Origin of the sequence: Chryseobacterium foetidum (assembly GCF_025457425.1) — a bacterium.
Taxonomy (GTDB): Bacteria; Bacteroidota; Bacteroidia; order Flavobacteriales; family Weeksellaceae; genus Chryseobacterium; species Chryseobacterium foetidum.
In genome coordinates this window covers 2,763,133-2,780,440 of sequence record NZ_JAMXIA010000001.1, presented here as the reverse complement: position 1 = coordinate 2,780,440, position 17,308 = coordinate 2,763,133, and the positions used below count along the sequence as shown (strand labels likewise).

Below are 17,308 nucleotides of genomic sequence, written 5' to 3'. Positions count from 1 at the left end.
ACAAATTATGGAAAGTAACAGACAAAGAAAAGTAGCACAGATTATACAGGAAGATTTCGCAGAACTTTTCCGCAAACAGGCGTCAGAAAGCAAGCAGAATTTTTTGGTTTCAGTTTCTGATGTGAAGGTAACTCCGGATTTGGGGATTGCAAAGATTTATTTAAGCATTTTCCCTCAGGAATTCCGCTCCTCGATCATGAAGGAAATTGAGGAAAACAAGCCTCAGTACAGAAATTTTATCGGTCAGAAAATGGCAAAACAGGTTCGCATTATTCCACAGCTGAATTTTTATCTGGATACCACTCTGGATGATGTGGAAAAAATTGAGAAAGAACTTCGTGGCGAAGGAGAAAATCCTATTCTGTAAATTTTGAAAAACATCTCATTTTACATTGCATCGCGCTACCTTATTTCGAAAAAAGGAAGCACAGCGGTCACTTTTATCACATGGCTTGCCGTGGGAGCAATGAGTGTTGCCGTGACAGCAATGTTTGTGATTATTTCGGTTTTTTCGGGTCTTGAAGATTTTAATGAAGACCTTGTTAAAGACCTGCACGCAGATATTACCATTAAAAGTGCTGCCGGAAAAACAATTAAAAATCCATCTGAAATTGTAAAAGTTTTAAAAAAGAATCCGGAAATTTCTCAGTTTTCAAGGGTTATTGAAGAGAAGATTTATATCAATTTTAATGGAAAAGGTGATATTGCCTATCTGAGAGGTGTAGATTCTGTTTATGTTCAGGTAAATCCTATTCACCGGAGTATCGTTTATGGAAGCTATCCTGATTTTAAATATAATGACGAGGTTTTAATTGAAAATTCTCTCGATTTAAGACTTTCAATTCCTGTAAATTCTGAAAAGGATCAGGCGACCTTATATATGCCTAAACCTGGGAAAGGTCTTATTAATAAAGAAGAAGATATCTATAACCGTAAAAATATTTTTGTTACGGGAGTTTTTCCAGGAAAAGAACAGCTCAACAATTACATCATCGCACCGATAGCCATGGCAGAAGAACTTCTAAATCTTCCGAAAAACTCTGCCTATAACATTGTTATCAAACTTAAAAATTCTGAAAAAGCACCTGATGTAAGAAGAGATCTTGAAAAGGACTTAGGCAAAACTGTAATCATTACCACAAAATCTGAAGAGAATGCAGCTTTCTGGAAGATGATTAATACTGAAAAACTATTTATCTATCTGATTTTCGGGCTGGTTATTTTCATAACAACTTTTAATCTGGCAGGTGCAATCATTATTTTGCAACTAGATAAACGCGAGCAGGCAAGATCTCTGGTTTCATTAGGCTTCCCTTTAAGTCATTTAAGAAAAACTTATTTTTACACCGGAGTTCTCATCGTATTCGCCGGTATTTTAAGCGGACTTCTGATTGGAACTGCACTCTGTCTGTTTCAGGAATATACAGGATTATTTAAAGTTGTTGAAAATCTTCCTTTCCCGGTAAGAATTGAGTGGAAAAATTATATCATCGTTTCTGCCACAGCAGCGGGATTTGGCTTACTTATCTCGTGGATTTTTTCTAAAATCAGCAAAGGCTATATTACTAAAAGTTAATATATCAGCGATTTAAATTTTGTACCTTTGTCGCCCAATTTCAAAAAAATGAAGCGATTTCTATCTTTTTTAGCATTCAGTTTTGCTGTAATCATCAGCAACGCGCAGGCTCCTGCAGGGTATTACAACAACGCCGCAGGTCTCACCGGAGCAAATTTAAAAACAGCTCTGAAAAATATCATTACTGCAAATCACAATCCGGGAAGCTATGCAGGTTTATGGTTTGCCTACCAAACGACCGACCGCGATAATGCTCCCGGAGTTGCCGGTCTGGAAAATGACAATAGCATTCTTGACATCTATTCAGAAAATCCTAATGGTCCGGATCCTTACAATTATGTAAGCACAAGCTCGCAATGTGGAAATTATAACAACGAAGGCGACTGCTACAACAGAGAACACATCGTACCGCAAAGTTTATTTAATGAAAACTCACCTATGGTTTCTGACATCCATTTCATCAGAGCCACAGACGGATCCGTCAACAACAAAAGAGGAAATTTACCTTTCGGAGTTGTAGGAGTTACCGATTATATTTCACAAAACGGGTCCAAAAGAGGAAGTTCTGTTTCACCAGGTTTTACAGGAACTGTTTTTGAACCCATTGACGCCTTCAAAGGTGATGTTGCTAGAATGATTTTTTACTTTGTAACAAGATATGAGAATCAGCTGTCAGGATTTTCTTCCGGCAATATGCTTGGAAACACAGCATTTCCAGGACTTCAGGCCTGGGAGCTTACGCAGCTTTTGGCGTGGCATAATGCAGATCCTGTATCTCCCAACGAAGTTATCAGAAACAACGCTTCTTACCAGTATCAGGGAAACAGAAATCCTTTTATAGACAATCCTTCCTATGCCAATGCTATTTGGGGGAACCAAAGTGTTGATACACAAGCCCCAACAAGTCCGACAAATCTTTTGGTTACAGGCACAACACCAAATTCAGTTTCTTTAAGCTGGACAGCTTCGACAGATAATGTAGGTGTTACAGGCTATAATATTTACGTAAACGGAACTTTACATTCAACCGTTACAGGAACTACGGCTACCATTCCAGGCCTTTCTTCCGGTACGACATATTCATTCTACGTGATTGCAAAAGATGCAGCCAACAACCTTTCGCCTCAGAGCAACACGGTTCAGGGAACTACAACTACAGATACTCAGGTTCCGACAACTCCGGCAAACCTTGCTATAACGGGAACTTCAAGCAATTCGATATCATTAAGCTGGACTGCTTCAACAGATAATGTGGGCGTTACAGGATACAATATTTATGTGGACGGAACTTTCCATTCAACAGTAACGGGAACTTCGGCAACTGTTTCTGGTTTAAATCCTTCAACAACTTATTCTTTCTACGTTGTTGCCGCAGATGCAGCAAATAATCTTTCTGCTCAAAGCAACAGTGTTCAGGGAACAACAACCGCTACTCCACCAGCCGGTACAAATTGCGGAACGGAAGATTTTTCTACGATCCCGGCAAATGCCAACAACTACACAACAAGAACCTGGACGAATAACGGAATCACATGGACTGCAACTGATGCAAGAACAGACCAATCCATCAACGGCAGAGCTATTGTTATAAGAACAGGAAGTCTTACCAGCTCAACAATCACCAACGGAATTCAAAGTCTTACACTGACTACAAAGCTACCATTCAGTGATAATGGCGGTAGCCTTACAGTGACAGTTAACGGAACTACGGTAGGAACTGTTCCTTACAGCACTACAGCACAGACTACAACCATCAGTAATATTAATGTTTCCGGGAATGCGGTACTTTCAATCACCAATTCAAACAATCAGAGAGTCGGAATTGACGATTTGAGCTGGACTTGCGGAAGTTTAAGCACTCAGGATCTTACAATTGAGAAATCTCAGTATCAGCTTTATCCAAATCCGGTAAAAAACCATCAGATTTTTGTTAAAGGTGAAAAACTGGATAAGATTAAATCTGCTGAAATTTATAACCTGAATGGTCAGCTTTTAAAGAAAATTGAAAAACCATTTATTCATTCAAATAAAATTGAAGTAAGAGAACTTTCAAAAGGAATTTATATTCTTAAAGCGGAGGAGTTTTCGACAAAATTCATTATTGATTAATCTAAAAAGATTTTCAAACGTAAAAGTCCGGCATTGTCCGGTCTTTTTTTTATTTTTGAACTATGGAAAGCAAGTATAAACTGGGGTTGATCGGGCAGAATATCTCCTACTCTTTTTCGAAAAAATACTTTGAGGATAAATTTCATAAACTGATGGTTAAGAATTATTCCTATGAAATTTTTGATTTGAAGAATATTAATGAGGTTGAAAATCTCTTCGCTGATTCCGAACTTTTAGGTTTTAATGTAACTATTCCTTTTAAAGAAAAAATTGTTGATTATCTTGATGAACTCAGTGATGAAGCAGAAAAAATCGGTGCTGTAAATTGTGTAAAAATCGAAAACGGAATTAAAAAAGGATTCAATACCGATGCAACAGGTTTTGAGAAAACTTTACTTCTTCATATTAAACCGCATCACCAGTCTGCAATGATTTTAGGAAACGGTGGCGCAGCAAAAGCTGTAAAATATGTTTTAGATAAAATGCAGATTCCTAATATCACTGTTGCGAGAAGTTCTGAAGAGTTTAATTTTAAAAATATTTCGGCAGAAACTGTACGAAATAATCAGATGATTATCCAAACTACACCTGTTGGAACTTTCCCGAATGTGGACGACTGTCTGGATTTTCCCTTTGACGGAATCACCGATCAGCATTTGATTATTGACCTGATTTACAATCCAAACTACACCAAATTTATCATAAACGCTTCCGAAAAAGGAGCAAAAACCGCCAACGGATTTTATATGCTTGAGCAACAAGCAGAAAAAGCATGGGAAATTTGGAATAATCAAAAAAAATAGTATAAATTAGTACTTTGTTATGTTTTTTTTCAAAATTTGAAAAGCATGACACCAAAACACATAAAAGATTTGCTATGACTGCAGAAAATAACTTTTCTGAAAACGAAGAAAAGAACATCCAGGACAACCAGGAGGAAACTACTAATACCGTTCAGAATGATGAAACTTCAGCTAATGAAGAAATCGAACATCATGATGAACCGGAACATGAAGAACTGAATCTTGCAGACGCACTGAAAGAGATGGAAAGCATCATCAACAGTACTGCAGCCGGCGAACAGCACAAAAGATTCAACTTCCTGAAAGAAAAGGCAAATCATTTCATTCATGACGAGGTGGAAGATAAAAGGCATGAACATACTGATGCCGGAAACCCGTCTGAGCACTTCAGCTATCATCATCCGCAGCAGTCGAGATTCAATGCTTTGGTGCATATTTTTAAGGAGAAGCACGACGATTTCCAGAAACATCTGGATGAGGAACAGCATAAAAATCTCGCTCACAGACAGGAAATCATCGAAAGACTGAAAAATCTTTATACTAATTCTGAGCCTGGCGTAAATCTGTTTAAATCTATCAGAGAAATAAAAGAAGACTGGTCAAATTCCGGTCAGGTTGCCAAATCTGAGTTTAAAATTTTAAACAATAATTATTTTCATCATCTGAATCAGTTTTATCAGATGCTTGATCTTAATAAAGAATACATGGAGCAGGAATATGCCCATAATCTTGAAAAAAGGCAACACATCATCGACCGTGCAAAGGAACTTGAAAACGAACCTGTAATCCAAAAAGCCCTGAACGAGCTTCAGTATCTTCATAAACTATGGAAAGAGGAAGCTGAGCCGGTTGCAGAAGAATACCGTGAAAAAACATGGGAAGAATTTAAAGAAATTTCCAATAAAATTCACGAGAGAAAATCTGAACTTTCTGCCGCAATCGAATCTGAGCAGAATGAAAATCTTGAGAAGAAAAACAGGATTATTGAAGATATTAAAAAACTTTCGGAGCCTGGCGATAATCCAAACCACAACTTCTGGCAGAACGCCATCAGAAAAGTGGAAGATCTGCGTACAGAGTTTTTAAAAACAGGAAGCGTTCCAAGAAAACTTTCAAACCAAAACTGGAATGATTTCAAAGTAACGTTACGAAATTTCAATACTCAGAAAAATTCTTATTATAAATCATTAAAAGGTTCACAGCAAACCAATCTTGATGAAAAACTGAAACTTATTGCAACCGCGAAAGATAACATGAATAGTGAAGACTGGGACATCGTTGTTCCGCTTTTCAAAAAACTTCAGGAAGACTGGAAAAAAATCGGTCACGTACCAAAAAGTATGACCAATAAGATCTGGGAAGATTTCCGTGAGGCCTGCAATACTTTTTTCAACAATTACAGAGAAAAAAGCAATGTTTCCAACGATAACTGGAAAGAAAACTACAAAACCAAAAGAGCTTTGCTGGATGACCTTAAACTGGTTACCGACGAAGAAGGCAGCGTAGAAAAAATAGAAAGCATTAAAACGGCATGGAACAACATCGGAAAAGTTCCACGTGATAAAATCGGGATCAATTCTGAATTTAATAAAGCTTTAAGAGAAAAACTGAAGCTGAATAAAATGAACGAACTGGAACTGAAAGAAGAAGGTTTATCTGAAAACCAGCTCACTGACAAGGCAAGAAAAATCAAGACTCAGATTTCTGAATTGGAAGGTGAAATTGTAAAACTTGAAAACAACCTCTCATTCTTCACCAAACCGACGAGAGAAAATCCTTTACTGGCGGAAACTTACAACACATTAGACAGTAAAAAAGCTCATTTGGAAACTTTAAAACAGAATCTTCACAACATTATCAGCGGTGAATAATTACTGAAAAACTCAATACAGGCGGAGCAAAGCAATTTGTCTTCGCCTTTTTTAATTTTAAAAATGAACGACGAAGTTTATATTCAAAGATGCATTGAGCTTGGCGGAAAAGCTTCAGGCAATACTTATCCCAACCCGATGGTCGGCAGTGTGATTGTACATGAAGGCAAAATTATCGGGGAAGGCTATCACCACAAAGCCGGCGAACCGCATGCTGAGATCAACGCCATTAATTCTGTAAAAAATAAAAACCTCATTCCGGAATCAACCATTTACGTTTCGCTTGAACCGTGTGCTCATTACGGAAAAACACCGCCCTGTGCTTTAAAGATAGTTGAACTCGGTTTTAAAAAAGTGGTCATCGGTGCGATGGATTCTCATGATAAAGTAAATGGAAAGGGCAAAAAAATCATTCAGAACGCCGGAATTGAAGTTGTTTCCGGAGTTTTGGAAAAAGAATGTCTGGATTTAAATAAAAGATTTTTTACCTATCATCAAAAAAAACGTCCGTACATTGTCCTGAAATGGGCAGAATCCGCAGACCGCTATATGGACAAGGATTTTAAACCCACCCAAATCAGCAATACACTCACCAAACAGTTTGTTCATCAGCTCAGAAGTAATGAACACTCAATTCTTATCGGCACGATGACGGCAATGAGAGATAATCCGAGCCTTACGACAAGGGAAATTTCAGGCAGAAGCCCGATCAGAATACTCATCGATATTGACCTTAAAGTTCCTCAGCATTACAATATTTTTAATAATGACGCTGAAACACTGGTTTTCAATTCAATAAAAAATGATGAAGAGGGAAATGTAAAATTCATCAAAACATCAAGGAAAAATTTTATTGAAAATATGTTGAAGACACTACACGAACGCCAGATTCAGTCGGTGATTGTAGAAGGCGGCGGTCTGGTTCTGCAACAGTTTATTGATGCCGGTCTCTGGGATGAAGCGATTGTTATCAAAAACAACAATCTGGTTTTAGAAAACGGCACAAAGGCACCGAAATTTGAAAATGAAGCTTCCGAAATTCAGGATTTCAGAGATAACGTCATTGAATTTCACTTCAGAAAAAATTAAGCAGGGAATCAAATGTTGTACGATTATAAAACCATTGCGAAACCTGTAGAAAACGTTCTTCTTAAAGAAAAAGGAAGCAAGTTTATCGGATTTGCCTTCCCTGTAAACAGTGAATCTGAGCTGAAAGCCGCTTTGGAAAAAATACGCAGTGAACATCCGAAAGCAACGCACCATTGCTATGCTTTCAGAATGGGTTTAAACGGAGAAAACTATCGCGCCAATGACGATGGCGAACCTTCCGGAAGTGCAGGTTTACCCATTTATAACCAACTGTTAGCGCATGAAATTACGAATGTTCTTGTAATTTCGGTAAGATATTATGGAGGAACTAAGCTTGGTGTTTCGGGCTTGGTAAAAGCATATAAAGAATGTGCTAAAATCACTTTAGAAGAAGCTGAAATCATCACCAGAGAACTGGAAACGGAAATAACGGTTCAGTTTAATTTTGATCAGCAAAATGTTATTTTCACCCTACTCTCAAAATTTGATGCTAAGATTTTAAATTTTGAAACACTTGAAAAATGTTCGATAAAAGCGTCATTAAAACTGTCGGAAAAAGATAATCTTGAAGAAAAGTTGTCTGAGATGCAGCACGTAACATTTGAATTTGAAGATTAGCTACAACAGTATCTGCTTTTTGGTTTTCGGATCAGACAGAATAATCTTTTCACAGCCTTTCCCTAATTTTCGCTTTAAAAAAACACTGATTTTCCGGTAAATTTCGTCTTCCGGCAAAGGCGCTGATTTAATTTCATCTAAAGCCCAGTTCTGAAGATTTATGATGTAATAAGTTCGATTTGAATTTAAATTATCAGCCTCAGAAAATGCTTTATATTCCTGATTTTGTTTTGAAATATAAATGTAGAGCTGCTTTTCTTTTCCGGTATATAAACCAGAAGAAAAATACTGATACCATAATCCAAAAAAACTAAAAACAGGCATCACAAACCAAAGAAGTAACCACATTACGTTTTGTTTCAGAAAAACTGTATCAATCTTGCCTATTGGCCTTCCATAAATGCTGACTAACAGAAAAATCATCACCAGATTCCAACTCCACACAATGGGGTTGTAATTTAATCCAAACGGTCCAATAATCATCAAAACGATGATGTGAACAGAGATCAGAAAATAGCTGATCCATTTTCTGTACCTTGAAAAAAGAAGTAGAAAACCCGCAGCAAATTCTGTAAAAGGAATCATTAATCCAATGAAAAATAATTTGTATGACAGGATAGTCGCGATAGATAGATTCATGAAATTCTGCAATATCATTTGTGTCCAGACATTCGTCAAAAATCCGCGGTTAAACTTATGCAGTCCGCTGAAAATGTAAATGGAGGCAAGAAACAAATGAACGAGAAGATAGAATGATTCTTTTCTTTTAAGATTAAACAGATACAAAACAAAAATGCAGAGATACATAAATTCCCATGGCTGCCAACGAACAGTGTCAAGACTGCAACTCAGAAATTCAAAAATTAAGAACAGTATTATAAAAAATTTTTCAGAGGAAATAATAATCGCACAAAGCATCAACATTGCGATCCCAAACAAACAGAGATGAATTCCTGAAGGAATATTTTGAAGAAAATCCAGCGGGGCAATAACGGGATATTTCCTGTCTGCAATCCATGTTTTATAGCTGAACAGCTTTGTGATGAACCAAACGAAAGCAATTACTTTCAACAGAACATTTTCCCTGCTTTTATCTGACAAAAAATTATTTAATGATGTGGTCAAAAGTTTTTAGTTTAAATTCAAAAATACTAATTAAAAACTCTTACTCACAAAAAAAATCCCGAACAGCAATTCGGGATTTCAATATTATTTTGTGAATTTTAATCTCTTCTTCCACTCATCAAAAGCGAGGCGAAGTATAACAACTGTGCTAAAGAACCTAATGCAGCCACTAAATAAGTTCTTGCCGCCCATTTTAAACTGTCCTCAACTCCGACATATTCTTCGGATGTAACAGTACCGGTATCTTTGAGCCATTTCATCGCCCTGTTACTGGCGTCATATTCTACAGGAAGTGTGATGAATGCAAACAATGTTGTTAATGCAAACATGATGACACCCACAAACAAAAGGATTCTGTTTCCACTCATCGCCATCAGAATAATCCCACCCATTAACACAAACTGCATCAGATTTGAGCTGATACTTACCACAGGAACCAGTTTTGATCTCAACTGTAACATCGAATAGCCAACTGCATGTTGTACTGCGTGACCGCACTCGTGTGCCGCAACAGCTGCTGCCGCTGCATTTCTCTGCATGTATACCGCTTCTGATAAATTTACCGTCTTATTTTCAGGATTGTAGTGATCGGTAAGCTGTCCCGGAACAGAAATAACCTGAACATCATGAATTCCGTTGTCGTAAAGCATTTTTTCTGCAACTTCCTTTCCAGAAAGTCCATTGCGAAGTCTTATCTTCGAATAATGTTCAAATTTTGATTTTAATCTTGAGGAGACCCACCAGCTTATGAGCATTGAGAGTCCTATAATTATATAATAACCTGTCATTTTTACTTTAATTTTAATCTGAAATTAGGGTTAGAAGATGTAAAAATTGTGCCAAAGTTTACGCTTAATTTAATTATATTTGTGGTTCTATTTACCCGAAAACTATGTCTGAAGTTTCCATATTTGAAGTAAAAACACCTGAAGATTTAAAGAAATTTGTAAAGTTCCCGATGGAATTGTACAGAAACAATCCTTATTACGTTCCTTCCTTTATCAAAGATGAAATCAATGTCTGGAATCCAAAAGAAAATCCGGCATTGAACTATTCGGAAGCAAAACAGTTTTTGGCAAAAAAAGATGGTAAAATTGTAGGCAGAATTGCGGTGATGATCAACCGTAAGGAAGAAAAGGAACTGGGCATCAGAAAAGTTCGTTTTGGATGGATTGATTTTATAGATGACAAAAAAGTTTCAAAAGCTTTAATTGATACGGTTATTAATTACGCCAAATCAAATCAGATTGATAAAATTGAAGGACCAATGGGTTTCACAAATCTCGATAAAGCAGGAATGCTGACTTTCGGTTTTGAAAAAATTGCGACGATGATCGGAATTTACAACCACGAATACTATCATCAGCATATTGAAGAACTTGGTTTGGTAAAAGAAAAAGAATGGGTAGAATTTGAAATGAATTTCCCGAAAGTACTTCCTCCGAAAGTAGAAAAATTCAGTTCGCTTATTGCTGAAAAATATAATTTAAGAGTATTAAATTTCCAAAGCAAAGAAGAGATTTTACCTTATGTGAAACCGATGTTTAAACTTCTTGACGAAACTTACAAACATCTTTCCACCTACACTCCTATTACCGAAGAACAGATCAAAACATACAAAGAAAAATTCTTCCCGATGATCGCCAAAAACTATGTGATCTGCGTAGTTGATGAGCATGATGAGTTGATTTCTTTTGCGGTGACCATGCCTTCGTATTCCAAAGCCTTACAGAAATCAAAAGGTAAACTTTTCCCGTTTGGCTGGTGGCATTTTATGCAGGCTCAAAAGAAAAATGACCGTGCTAATTTTTATCTTATAGGAATTCACCCCGAATACCAAAGACGTGGCGTAACTGCTATTATTTTCAAAGAAATTTTTGTACGCTTCAACAATATGGGAATTGATTTTGCAGAAACAAATCCGGAACTTGAAGAAAACAAAAGCGTACAACTCCTTTGGCAGGATTACAACCCTGTGAATCATAAAAGAAGAAGAACTTACTCATTACAATTTTAACATGAAACCACATCTCATCATATTCGGAATTCTGATTGCCGGTTTCATCATTTACAACCTTTTCTTTGCGGTATCAGATGACCGGATGAATACCTTAATCAACATTGTTTACGCCAGTATTCTTTTTGGCTATATTTCGTTTGTGGCATTTACAGTACTGAGAAAAATGAAAAAATAATCCCTATTTTTAATAATTCTAAATTATACTTTTTCTTCATTATGAAGCGACTTTTAGTATGATTAATTTCACCCTTTCTTGTTTATTGCCTAAATTTGCAACTTGAGATAATAATGTAAAAATGAATTTACCAGAAAATTACATTCCAATCCTTATTCAAGCGGGTGTAGCTGTCGGATTTGTAGCGATTTCACTACTAGGCGCACATTTTTTAGGACCAAAACAGAAAAAGGGAAATTCTGTAAAAAATCAAAGTTGGGAATGCGGTGTACCTGTAGAAGGTAACGCAAGAACTCCATTCTCCATTAAATATTTCTTAACGGCAGTACTTTTTGTACTTTTCGATATTGAAATCGTATTTTTTTATCCGTACGCTGTAAACTTCAGAGAATTCGGTTTTGAAGGATTCCTTGCGGTACTTACATTCGTTGCCATTTTCTTCCTCGCATTTTTCTATGTCTGGAAACGTGGTGCTTTAGACTGGGATAAATAAACCATTAATTTTTAAATAAGACTTTTAGATTATCTCTATCAAATCTAAGTTAACATAATAACAGATTTGGAATCTAAATTAAAATCTTAAAAATCAACAAAATGTCAGATCAAAAACCAATTATAAGAACAGATGCACCAGCTCCGGAAGGATTTGAAGGAGAAGGATTTTTCGCAACGAAATTGAGCAGCGTCATCGGGATGGCAAGAAAGTTTTCACTTTGGCCTTTACCTTTCGCCACTTCTTGTTGTGGAATCGAGTTCATGGCTACCCTGAATCCAACCTATGATGCATCAAGATTTGGTATGGAAAGAAACTCTTTCTCACCAAGACAGGCAGATATGCTGATGGTTTGCGGAACTATTTCAAAAAAATTAGGTCCGGTTTTAAAAGAAGTTTATACTCAGATGGCAGAACCGAAATGGGTTGTTGCTGTAGGAGCATGTGCTTCCAGCGGTGGTATTTTTGATACGTATTCGGTTCTTCAGGGGATTGATAAAATTATTCCTGTGGACGTTTATGTTCCCGGCTGTCCTCCAAGACCGGAGCAAATCATTGAAGGTGTAATGCAGGTGCAGGCTTTGGCAGAAAGCGAAAGCATCAGAAGAAGAGACACACCTGAATATCAGCATTTATTAGACTCTTACAACATCGACAACTAAGGAAAAATGACGAACGAATTTGTATTAGAAGCACTCTCAAGAGAATTTCCGGAATCAATAATTTCCAGCTCAGAACCTTATGGAATGCTGACTGTGGAAGTGAACAAAGATGATATTAAAAAGATAATTCATTATCTTAAAGATTCATCACTGGAAATCAATTTCCTTACGGATGTTTGTGGAATCCATTACCCTGAATTTCCTGAAAAAGAAATCGGTGTTATTTACCACTTGCAGAATATGATGACGAATTTCAGAATTCGTATCAAGGCTTTTATGACAAGAGAAAATGTGGAAGTAGATTCTTTAACGGAGTTATACGCCGGTGCCAACTGGATGGAAAGAGAAACATTTGATTTTTATGGAATTAAATTTAAAGGACATCCTGACCTCAGACCTATCCTGAATATGGAAGATCTTGGCTACCATCCAATGTTGAAGGAATATCGTCTGGAAGACGGAACAAGAACAGATAAGAACGACAGCATGTTCGGAAGATAAAAATATAAATGATTAATGATGATTGATGAATGATCAATTATTGCTTATCAATTATCAATTATATATTATGAAAGACAACTCATTATCTAATATACTTAACCAACACGACAGTAACGAACAGATTGACGGGCAATTATATACCCTGAATCTTGGTCCTACTCACCCTGCGACACACGGAATTTTCCAGAATGTTCTTACTATGGACGGCGAGAGAATTCTTCACGCAGAGCAGACAGTTGGTTATATCCACAGAGCTTTTGAGAAAATTTCTGAAAGAAGAAATTATGCTCAGATTACTACGCTTACTGACCGTATGAACTATTGTTCAGCTCCGATTAATAATATCGGATGGCACATGACGGTTGAAAAACTGATCGGTGTAAAAGTTCCTAAACGTGTAGATTATATGCGTGTTATTTTAATGGAACTGGCAAGAATCGGTGATCACTTGATTTGTAACGGAGTAACCGGAATGGATGCAGGTGCGATTACAGGATTGACTTACATGTTCATCGAAAGAGAGCGTATTTACGATATGTACGAGCAGATCTGTGGAGCAAGAATGACTACAAATATGGGAAGAATCGGAGGTTTTGAAAGAGATTTCACTCCAAAATTCCATGAGTTGCTGAAAGATTTCCTTAAAACATTCCCTGCAAGATTTCAGGAATTCTGTAATTTATTAGAAAGAAACAGAATTTTCATGGACAGAACCATTGGTGCAGGTGCAATTTCAGCAGAAAGAGCTTTAAGCTATGGTTTTACAGGTCCAAATCTTCGTGCATGTGGTGTAGATTATGATGTAAGAGTTGCAGAACCTTACTCTTCTTACGAAGATTTTGATTTTATCATTCCTGTAGGAACTTCCGGTGACACTTACGACCGTTTTATGGTTCGTCAGCAGGAAATCTGGGAATCTTTAAAAATTATCAACCAAGCCTACGACAATTTACCTGAAGGACCTTTTCACGCAGATGTTCCGGAATTTTATCTTCCTGAAAAAGCTGATGTTTACAAAAAAATGGAAGCTTTAATTTACCATTTCAAAATTGTAATGGGAGAAACTGATGTTCCGAAAGGCGAAGTTTACCACGCAGTAGAAGGTGGAAACGGAGAATTAGGATTTTATCTGGTAAGTGACGGAGGAAGAGCACCTTACAGACTGCATTTCAGAAGACCTTGTTTCATTTATTATCAGGCTTATCCTGAGATGATTACAGGTTCGGTAATTTCAGATGCCATCGTAACGATGTGTAGTATGAATGTGATTGCGGGAGAATTAGACGCGTAAAATTGTAGAAAGTACAATGTAGTAATGTATAATGTACTTGAAAATATAAATAGTTAATAAATACCTTGTACTTTGTACAACGTACATTTTACAACTAAATAGTTCCAAAAAGAACTTTTTAATCAAAATAAATTTAGAATTGAGCTTTTGAATCTCAAATTTCAAACCTCAAATTTCAAATCAGATAAAAATGAGCGAAACAATAGCTTTTAAACCGGAAAGTTTACAGCAGGTCCATAAAATCATGGCAAGATATCCTGAGGGAAGACAAAAATCTGCTCTTCTTCCTGTGCTTCACATTGCGCAGAAAGAATTCGGAGGTTGGTTAGACGTTCCTGTGATGGATTATGTTGCTGAATTATTGAGTATTAAGCCAATTGAAGTGTACGAAGTAGCTACTTTCTATACGATGTTCAATATGAAACCGGTTGGTAAATATGTTTTGGAAGTTTGCAGAACCGGACCTTGCATGGTTTGTGGAAGCGAAAAAATATTAGACCACATCAGAACAAAACTGAACATTAAAGATGGTGAAACAACAGCAGACGGAATGTTTACATTGAAACCTGCCGAATGTCTGGGTGCTTGTGGATACGCTCCAATGCTACAGTTAGGAAAGTTCTATCACGAAAATTTAACCATAGAAAAAGTTGACGAAATCCTTGATCTTTGCAGAGAAGGACAGGTTGATTTGGGGTAAAAATAAATTTAAACAAAATAGCAGTCAGCAAAAGCCAAAAGCCAGCAGCTAACTGCTAAAAGCATAATTAAAAATGAGTAAAAAACTTTTACTTAAAGACGCACACGTAGAAGGCATCCGCTATTTTGAAACTTACCGTAAACAGGGAGGTTACACAGCAGCAGAAAAAGCCTTTAAAATGACACCGGAAGAGATTCTTGAAGAAGTAAAAACTTCAGGTCTTCGTGGTCGTGGTGGTGCAGGTTTCCCAACGGGAATGAAGTGGAGCTTTCTGGCGAAACCGGAAGGAGTTCCAAGACACCTGGTTGTAAATGCAGATGAATCTGAACCGGGAACTTTCAAAGACAGATATTTAATGGAATTTATTCCTCATCTTTTGATTGAGGGAATGTTGATTTCATCTTTCGTTTTGGGTTCAAATGTTTCCTATATCTACATTCGTGGAGAATATTCATGGATTCCTGATATTTTGGAAGAAGCCATTGAAGAAGCTAAAGCTGCAGGATTTTTAGGTAAAAACATCTTAGGAACAGGTTTCGATTGTGAAATTTATGTTCAAAGAGGTGGTGGAGCTTATATCTGCGGCGAAGAAACTGCTTTGCTTGAATCTCTTGAAGGAAAAAGAGGAAACCCAAGATTAAAACCACCTTTCCCGGCTGTAAAAGGACTTTGGGAAAGACCAACGGTTGTCAACAACGTTGAATCAATCGCAGCAGTTGTTCCAATTATTGAAATTGGTGGTGCTGAATATGCTAAAATCGGTGTTGGAAAATCTACAGGTACAAAATTAATTTCTGCGTGCGGAAATATCAATAAACCTGGAGTTTACGAGATCGACATGACCATTACGGTTGAAGAATTCATTTATTCTGACGAATACTGTGGTGGAATTCCAAATGGTAAAAAGCTGAAGGCGTGTATACCTGGAGGAAGTTCAGTTCCGATTGTTCCGGCAAATTTATTACTGAAAACGGTAAACGGTGAACCAAGATACATGAACTATGAATCTCTTGCTGACGGTGGTTTTGCTACCGGAACAATGATGGGTTCAGGAGGTTTCATTGTTTTGGATGAAGACCAGTGTATCGTAGAACATACCATGACATTAGCAAGGTTTTATAATCACGAAAGTTGCGGACAGTGTACTCCCTGCCGTGAAGGAACGGGATGGATGTATAAGATTTTAAAGAAAATTGAGAAGGGAGAAGGTAAAATGGAAGACATCGATTTGCTTTGGGATATCCAGAGAAAAATCGAAGGAAACACCATTTGTCCTTTGGGTGATGCCGCAGCTTGGCCTGTTGCCGCAGCAATTCGTCATTTCAGAGATGAATTTGAATGGCACGTAAAAAATCCTGAATTGTGCTTAACACAAAACTACGGTTTGGCCAATTATGCAGACCCAATTCCGGCTGCAGCAAGTAATTAACAGAGGTTGAAATTTTGAAGAAGATAATTGCTGTAGGTCTTTTGTTGTCGAATTTTGTTTTCGGACAGGTTACTACAGAAAAAAAAGATATTAATCCTTTTAAAAAAGGATCTGTGATGGCGTTTTGGGGATGGAATCATGCAAAATATTCCAGGTCAGACATTCATTTTAAAGGTGATGGTTATGATTTCCAATTGAATGATGTGATAGCCAATGACAGACAGACTGAATTTTCCTGGGGAAAGTATTTTAATCCAGGATCAATTACGATTCCTCAGGTAAACTATAGAATTACCTATTTTGCAAAAGATAATCTCGGGATTACTTTAGCAATGGATCACATGAAATATGTGATGGATCAAAACCAGACTGTAGATTTTAAAGGTCACATTAATGATCCGAAATATGCAGGAATGGTAAATAACGGCACGGTAGATCTGCGTGGAGAAGATTTTCTTACGTTTGAACATACCGATGGTCTTAATTATATCAATATCGGGGCTCAAAAATATCATAATGTCCTGGACAGAAAAAATATTGATATTTTCCTGAGTTATGGAGCAGGGATTGGAGCTTTATTGCCGAAATCAAATGTTCGTCTGATGGGAAATGAACGGAGCGACAGATTTCATCTGGCAGGTTTTGGAACTGATATCAGAGCTGCTGTTTCTGTGGTTGCCATCAAACATATTGTGTTGCAGGCAGAAGGTAAATTAGGTTATATCAACATGCCGGATATAAAAACTACCCTGAATAATAAGTCAGATAAGGCTTCTCAGGATTTTGTATATGCACAGTTCAATTTTGGGATTGGATATACATTTAATACGAAAAAGTATAATTAAA

General features: G+C 37.0%; 18 protein-coding genes. 16 read left to right on the top strand and 2 right to left on the bottom strand.

Going from position 1 to position 17,308, the window contains the following annotated elements; all coding sequences use genetic code 11:
• Nucleotides 1-7: 7 nt before the first annotated feature.
• The 7 genes from rbfA (at nt 8) to NG809_RS12965 (ending at nt 8,066) form a co-directional block, all read left to right on the top strand.
• The gene (rbfA, locus tag NG809_RS12995; RefSeq protein ID WP_262151288.1) at nt 8-367 is read left to right on the top strand and encodes a 30S ribosome-binding factor RbfA; all 360 of its coding nucleotides are present in this window, start codon (nt 8-10) and stop codon (nt 365-367) included.
• A 3-nt stretch (nt 368-370) separates the two neighbouring features.
• A complete protein-coding gene (locus NG809_RS12990; protein ID WP_262151286.1) occupies nt 371-1,576 on the top strand; it encodes an ABC transporter permease in 1,206 nt (401 codons plus the stop codon).
• A gap of 48 nt (nt 1,577-1,624) precedes the next feature.
• Nucleotides 1,625-3,685: an endonuclease gene (locus tag NG809_RS12985; RefSeq protein WP_262151284.1), complete on the top strand. Its 2,061-nt coding sequence runs from the start codon at nt 1,625-1,627 to the stop codon at nt 3,683-3,685.
• 62 nt (nt 3,686-3,747) lie between these two features.
• On the top strand, nt 3,748-4,488 hold the full coding sequence (locus tag NG809_RS12980; protein WP_262151282.1) for a shikimate dehydrogenase family protein: 741 nt from the start codon (nt 3,748-3,750) through the stop codon (nt 4,486-4,488).
• 74 nt (nt 4,489-4,562) lie between these two features.
• The gene (locus tag NG809_RS12975) at nt 4,563-6,359 is read left to right on the top strand and encodes a DUF349 domain-containing protein (protein WP_262151280.1); all 1,797 of its coding nucleotides are present in this window, start codon (nt 4,563-4,565) and stop codon (nt 6,357-6,359) included.
• Between the two features lie 63 nt (nt 6,360-6,422).
• Nucleotides 6,423-7,448, top strand: coding sequence for a bifunctional diaminohydroxyphosphoribosylaminopyrimidine deaminase/5-amino-6-(5-phosphoribosylamino)uracil reductase RibD (gene ribD, locus NG809_RS12970; protein ID WP_262151279.1), 1,026 nt, complete (start codon nt 6,423-6,425; stop codon nt 7,446-7,448).
• Nucleotides 7,449-7,460: 12 nt separating this feature from the next.
• Nucleotides 7,461-8,066 carry an IMPACT family protein gene (locus NG809_RS12965; RefSeq protein WP_262151277.1) on the top strand — a complete coding sequence of 202 codons (606 nt, stop codon included), beginning with the start codon at nt 7,461-7,463 and terminating at the stop codon, nt 8,064-8,066.
• On the opposite strand, the gene NG809_RS12960 is transcribed toward NG809_RS12965, so the two are convergent.
• Entirely contained in the window at nt 8,067-9,191 is a 1,125-nt protein-coding gene (locus tag NG809_RS12960; RefSeq protein ID WP_262151275.1) for a hypothetical protein, read from the bottom strand.
• Nucleotides 9,192-9,289: 98 nt separating this feature from the next.
• Nucleotides 9,290-9,979, bottom strand: coding sequence for a zinc metallopeptidase (locus NG809_RS12955; RefSeq protein WP_262151273.1), 690 nt, complete (start codon nt 9,977-9,979; stop codon nt 9,290-9,292).
• A 104-nt stretch (nt 9,980-10,083) separates the two neighbouring features.
• On the opposite strand from NG809_RS12955, the gene NG809_RS12950 reads away from it, so the two are divergent.
• From NG809_RS12950 to NG809_RS12910, 9 genes are all read left to right on the top strand, one after another.
• Nucleotides 10,084-11,208 carry a GNAT family N-acetyltransferase gene (locus NG809_RS12950; RefSeq protein WP_262151271.1) on the top strand — a complete coding sequence of 375 codons (1,125 nt, stop codon included), beginning with the start codon at nt 10,084-10,086 and terminating at the stop codon, nt 11,206-11,208.
• Between the two features lies 1 nt (nt 11,209).
• Nucleotides 11,210-11,386, top strand: coding sequence for a hypothetical protein (locus tag NG809_RS12945; protein ID WP_262151269.1), 177 nt, complete (start codon nt 11,210-11,212; stop codon nt 11,384-11,386).
• A 121-nt stretch (nt 11,387-11,507) separates the two neighbouring features.
• Complete coding sequence (locus NG809_RS12940) at nt 11,508-11,879, top strand: NADH-quinone oxidoreductase subunit A (protein WP_056074660.1); 372 nt, start codon at nt 11,508-11,510, stop codon at nt 11,877-11,879.
• A 101-nt stretch (nt 11,880-11,980) separates the two neighbouring features.
• A complete protein-coding gene (locus tag NG809_RS12935; protein ID WP_056034962.1) occupies nt 11,981-12,541 on the top strand; it encodes an NADH-quinone oxidoreductase subunit B in 561 nt (186 codons plus the stop codon).
• 6 nt (nt 12,542-12,547) lie between these two features.
• The gene (locus NG809_RS12930; protein ID WP_262151268.1) at nt 12,548-13,042 is read left to right on the top strand and encodes an NADH-quinone oxidoreductase subunit C; all 495 of its coding nucleotides are present in this window, start codon (nt 12,548-12,550) and stop codon (nt 13,040-13,042) included.
• A 67-nt stretch (nt 13,043-13,109) separates the two neighbouring features.
• Entirely contained in the window at nt 13,110-14,333 is a 1,224-nt protein-coding gene (locus tag NG809_RS12925; RefSeq protein ID WP_262151266.1) for an NADH-quinone oxidoreductase subunit D, read from the top strand.
• 190 nt (nt 14,334-14,523) lie between these two features.
• Nucleotides 14,524-15,033 carry an NADH-quinone oxidoreductase subunit NuoE family protein gene (locus tag NG809_RS12920; protein ID WP_047447219.1) on the top strand — a complete coding sequence of 170 codons (510 nt, stop codon included), beginning with the start codon at nt 14,524-14,526 and terminating at the stop codon, nt 15,031-15,033.
• A gap of 73 nt (nt 15,034-15,106) precedes the next feature.
• Complete coding sequence (gene nuoF / locus NG809_RS12915; RefSeq protein WP_262151261.1) at nt 15,107-16,462, top strand: NADH-quinone oxidoreductase subunit NuoF; 1,356 nt, start codon at nt 15,107-15,109, stop codon at nt 16,460-16,462.
• An 11-nt stretch (nt 16,463-16,473) separates the two neighbouring features.
• Entirely contained in the window at nt 16,474-17,307 is an 834-nt protein-coding gene (locus NG809_RS12910) for a hypothetical protein (protein ID WP_396124917.1), read from the top strand.
• The last annotated feature ends 1 nt before the right edge of the window (nt 17,308 follow it).

Excerpts from the sequence above, each read along its gene's own strand:
- rbfA (WP_262151288.1), top strand. The coding sequence starts at position 8 with ATGGAAAGTAACAGACAAAGAAAAGTAGCACAGATTATACAGGAAGAT.
- NG809_RS12985 (WP_262151284.1), top strand. The coding sequence starts at position 1,625 with ATGAAGCGATTTCTATCTTTTTTAGCATTCAGTTTTGCTGTAATCATC.
- NG809_RS12980 (WP_262151282.1), top strand. The coding sequence starts at position 3,748 with ATGGAAAGCAAGTATAAACTGGGGTTGATCGGGCAGAATATCTCCTAC.
- NG809_RS12975 (WP_262151280.1), top strand. The coding sequence starts at position 4,563 with ATGACTGCAGAAAATAACTTTTCTGAAAACGAAGAAAAGAACATCCAG.
- ribD (WP_262151279.1), top strand. The coding sequence starts at position 6,423 with ATGAACGACGAAGTTTATATTCAAAGATGCATTGAGCTTGGCGGAAAA.
- NG809_RS12965 (WP_262151277.1), top strand. The coding sequence starts at position 7,461 with ATGTTGTACGATTATAAAACCATTGCGAAACCTGTAGAAAACGTTCTT.
- NG809_RS12955 (WP_262151273.1), bottom strand. The coding sequence starts at position 9,979 with ATGACAGGTTATTATATAATTATAGGACTCTCAATGCTCATAAGCTGG.
- NG809_RS12950 (WP_262151271.1), top strand. The coding sequence starts at position 10,084 with ATGTCTGAAGTTTCCATATTTGAAGTAAAAACACCTGAAGATTTAAAG.
- NG809_RS12945 (WP_262151269.1), top strand. The coding sequence starts at position 11,210 with ATGAAACCACATCTCATCATATTCGGAATTCTGATTGCCGGTTTCATC.
- NG809_RS12940 (WP_056074660.1), top strand. The coding sequence starts at position 11,508 with ATGAATTTACCAGAAAATTACATTCCAATCCTTATTCAAGCGGGTGTA.
- NG809_RS12935 (WP_056034962.1), top strand. The coding sequence starts at position 11,981 with ATGTCAGATCAAAAACCAATTATAAGAACAGATGCACCAGCTCCGGAA.
- NG809_RS12930 (WP_262151268.1), top strand. The coding sequence starts at position 12,548 with ATGACGAACGAATTTGTATTAGAAGCACTCTCAAGAGAATTTCCGGAA.
- NG809_RS12925 (WP_262151266.1), top strand. The coding sequence starts at position 13,110 with ATGAAAGACAACTCATTATCTAATATACTTAACCAACACGACAGTAAC.
- NG809_RS12920 (WP_047447219.1), top strand. The coding sequence starts at position 14,524 with ATGAGCGAAACAATAGCTTTTAAACCGGAAAGTTTACAGCAGGTCCAT.
- nuoF (WP_262151261.1), top strand. The coding sequence starts at position 15,107 with ATGAGTAAAAAACTTTTACTTAAAGACGCACACGTAGAAGGCATCCGC.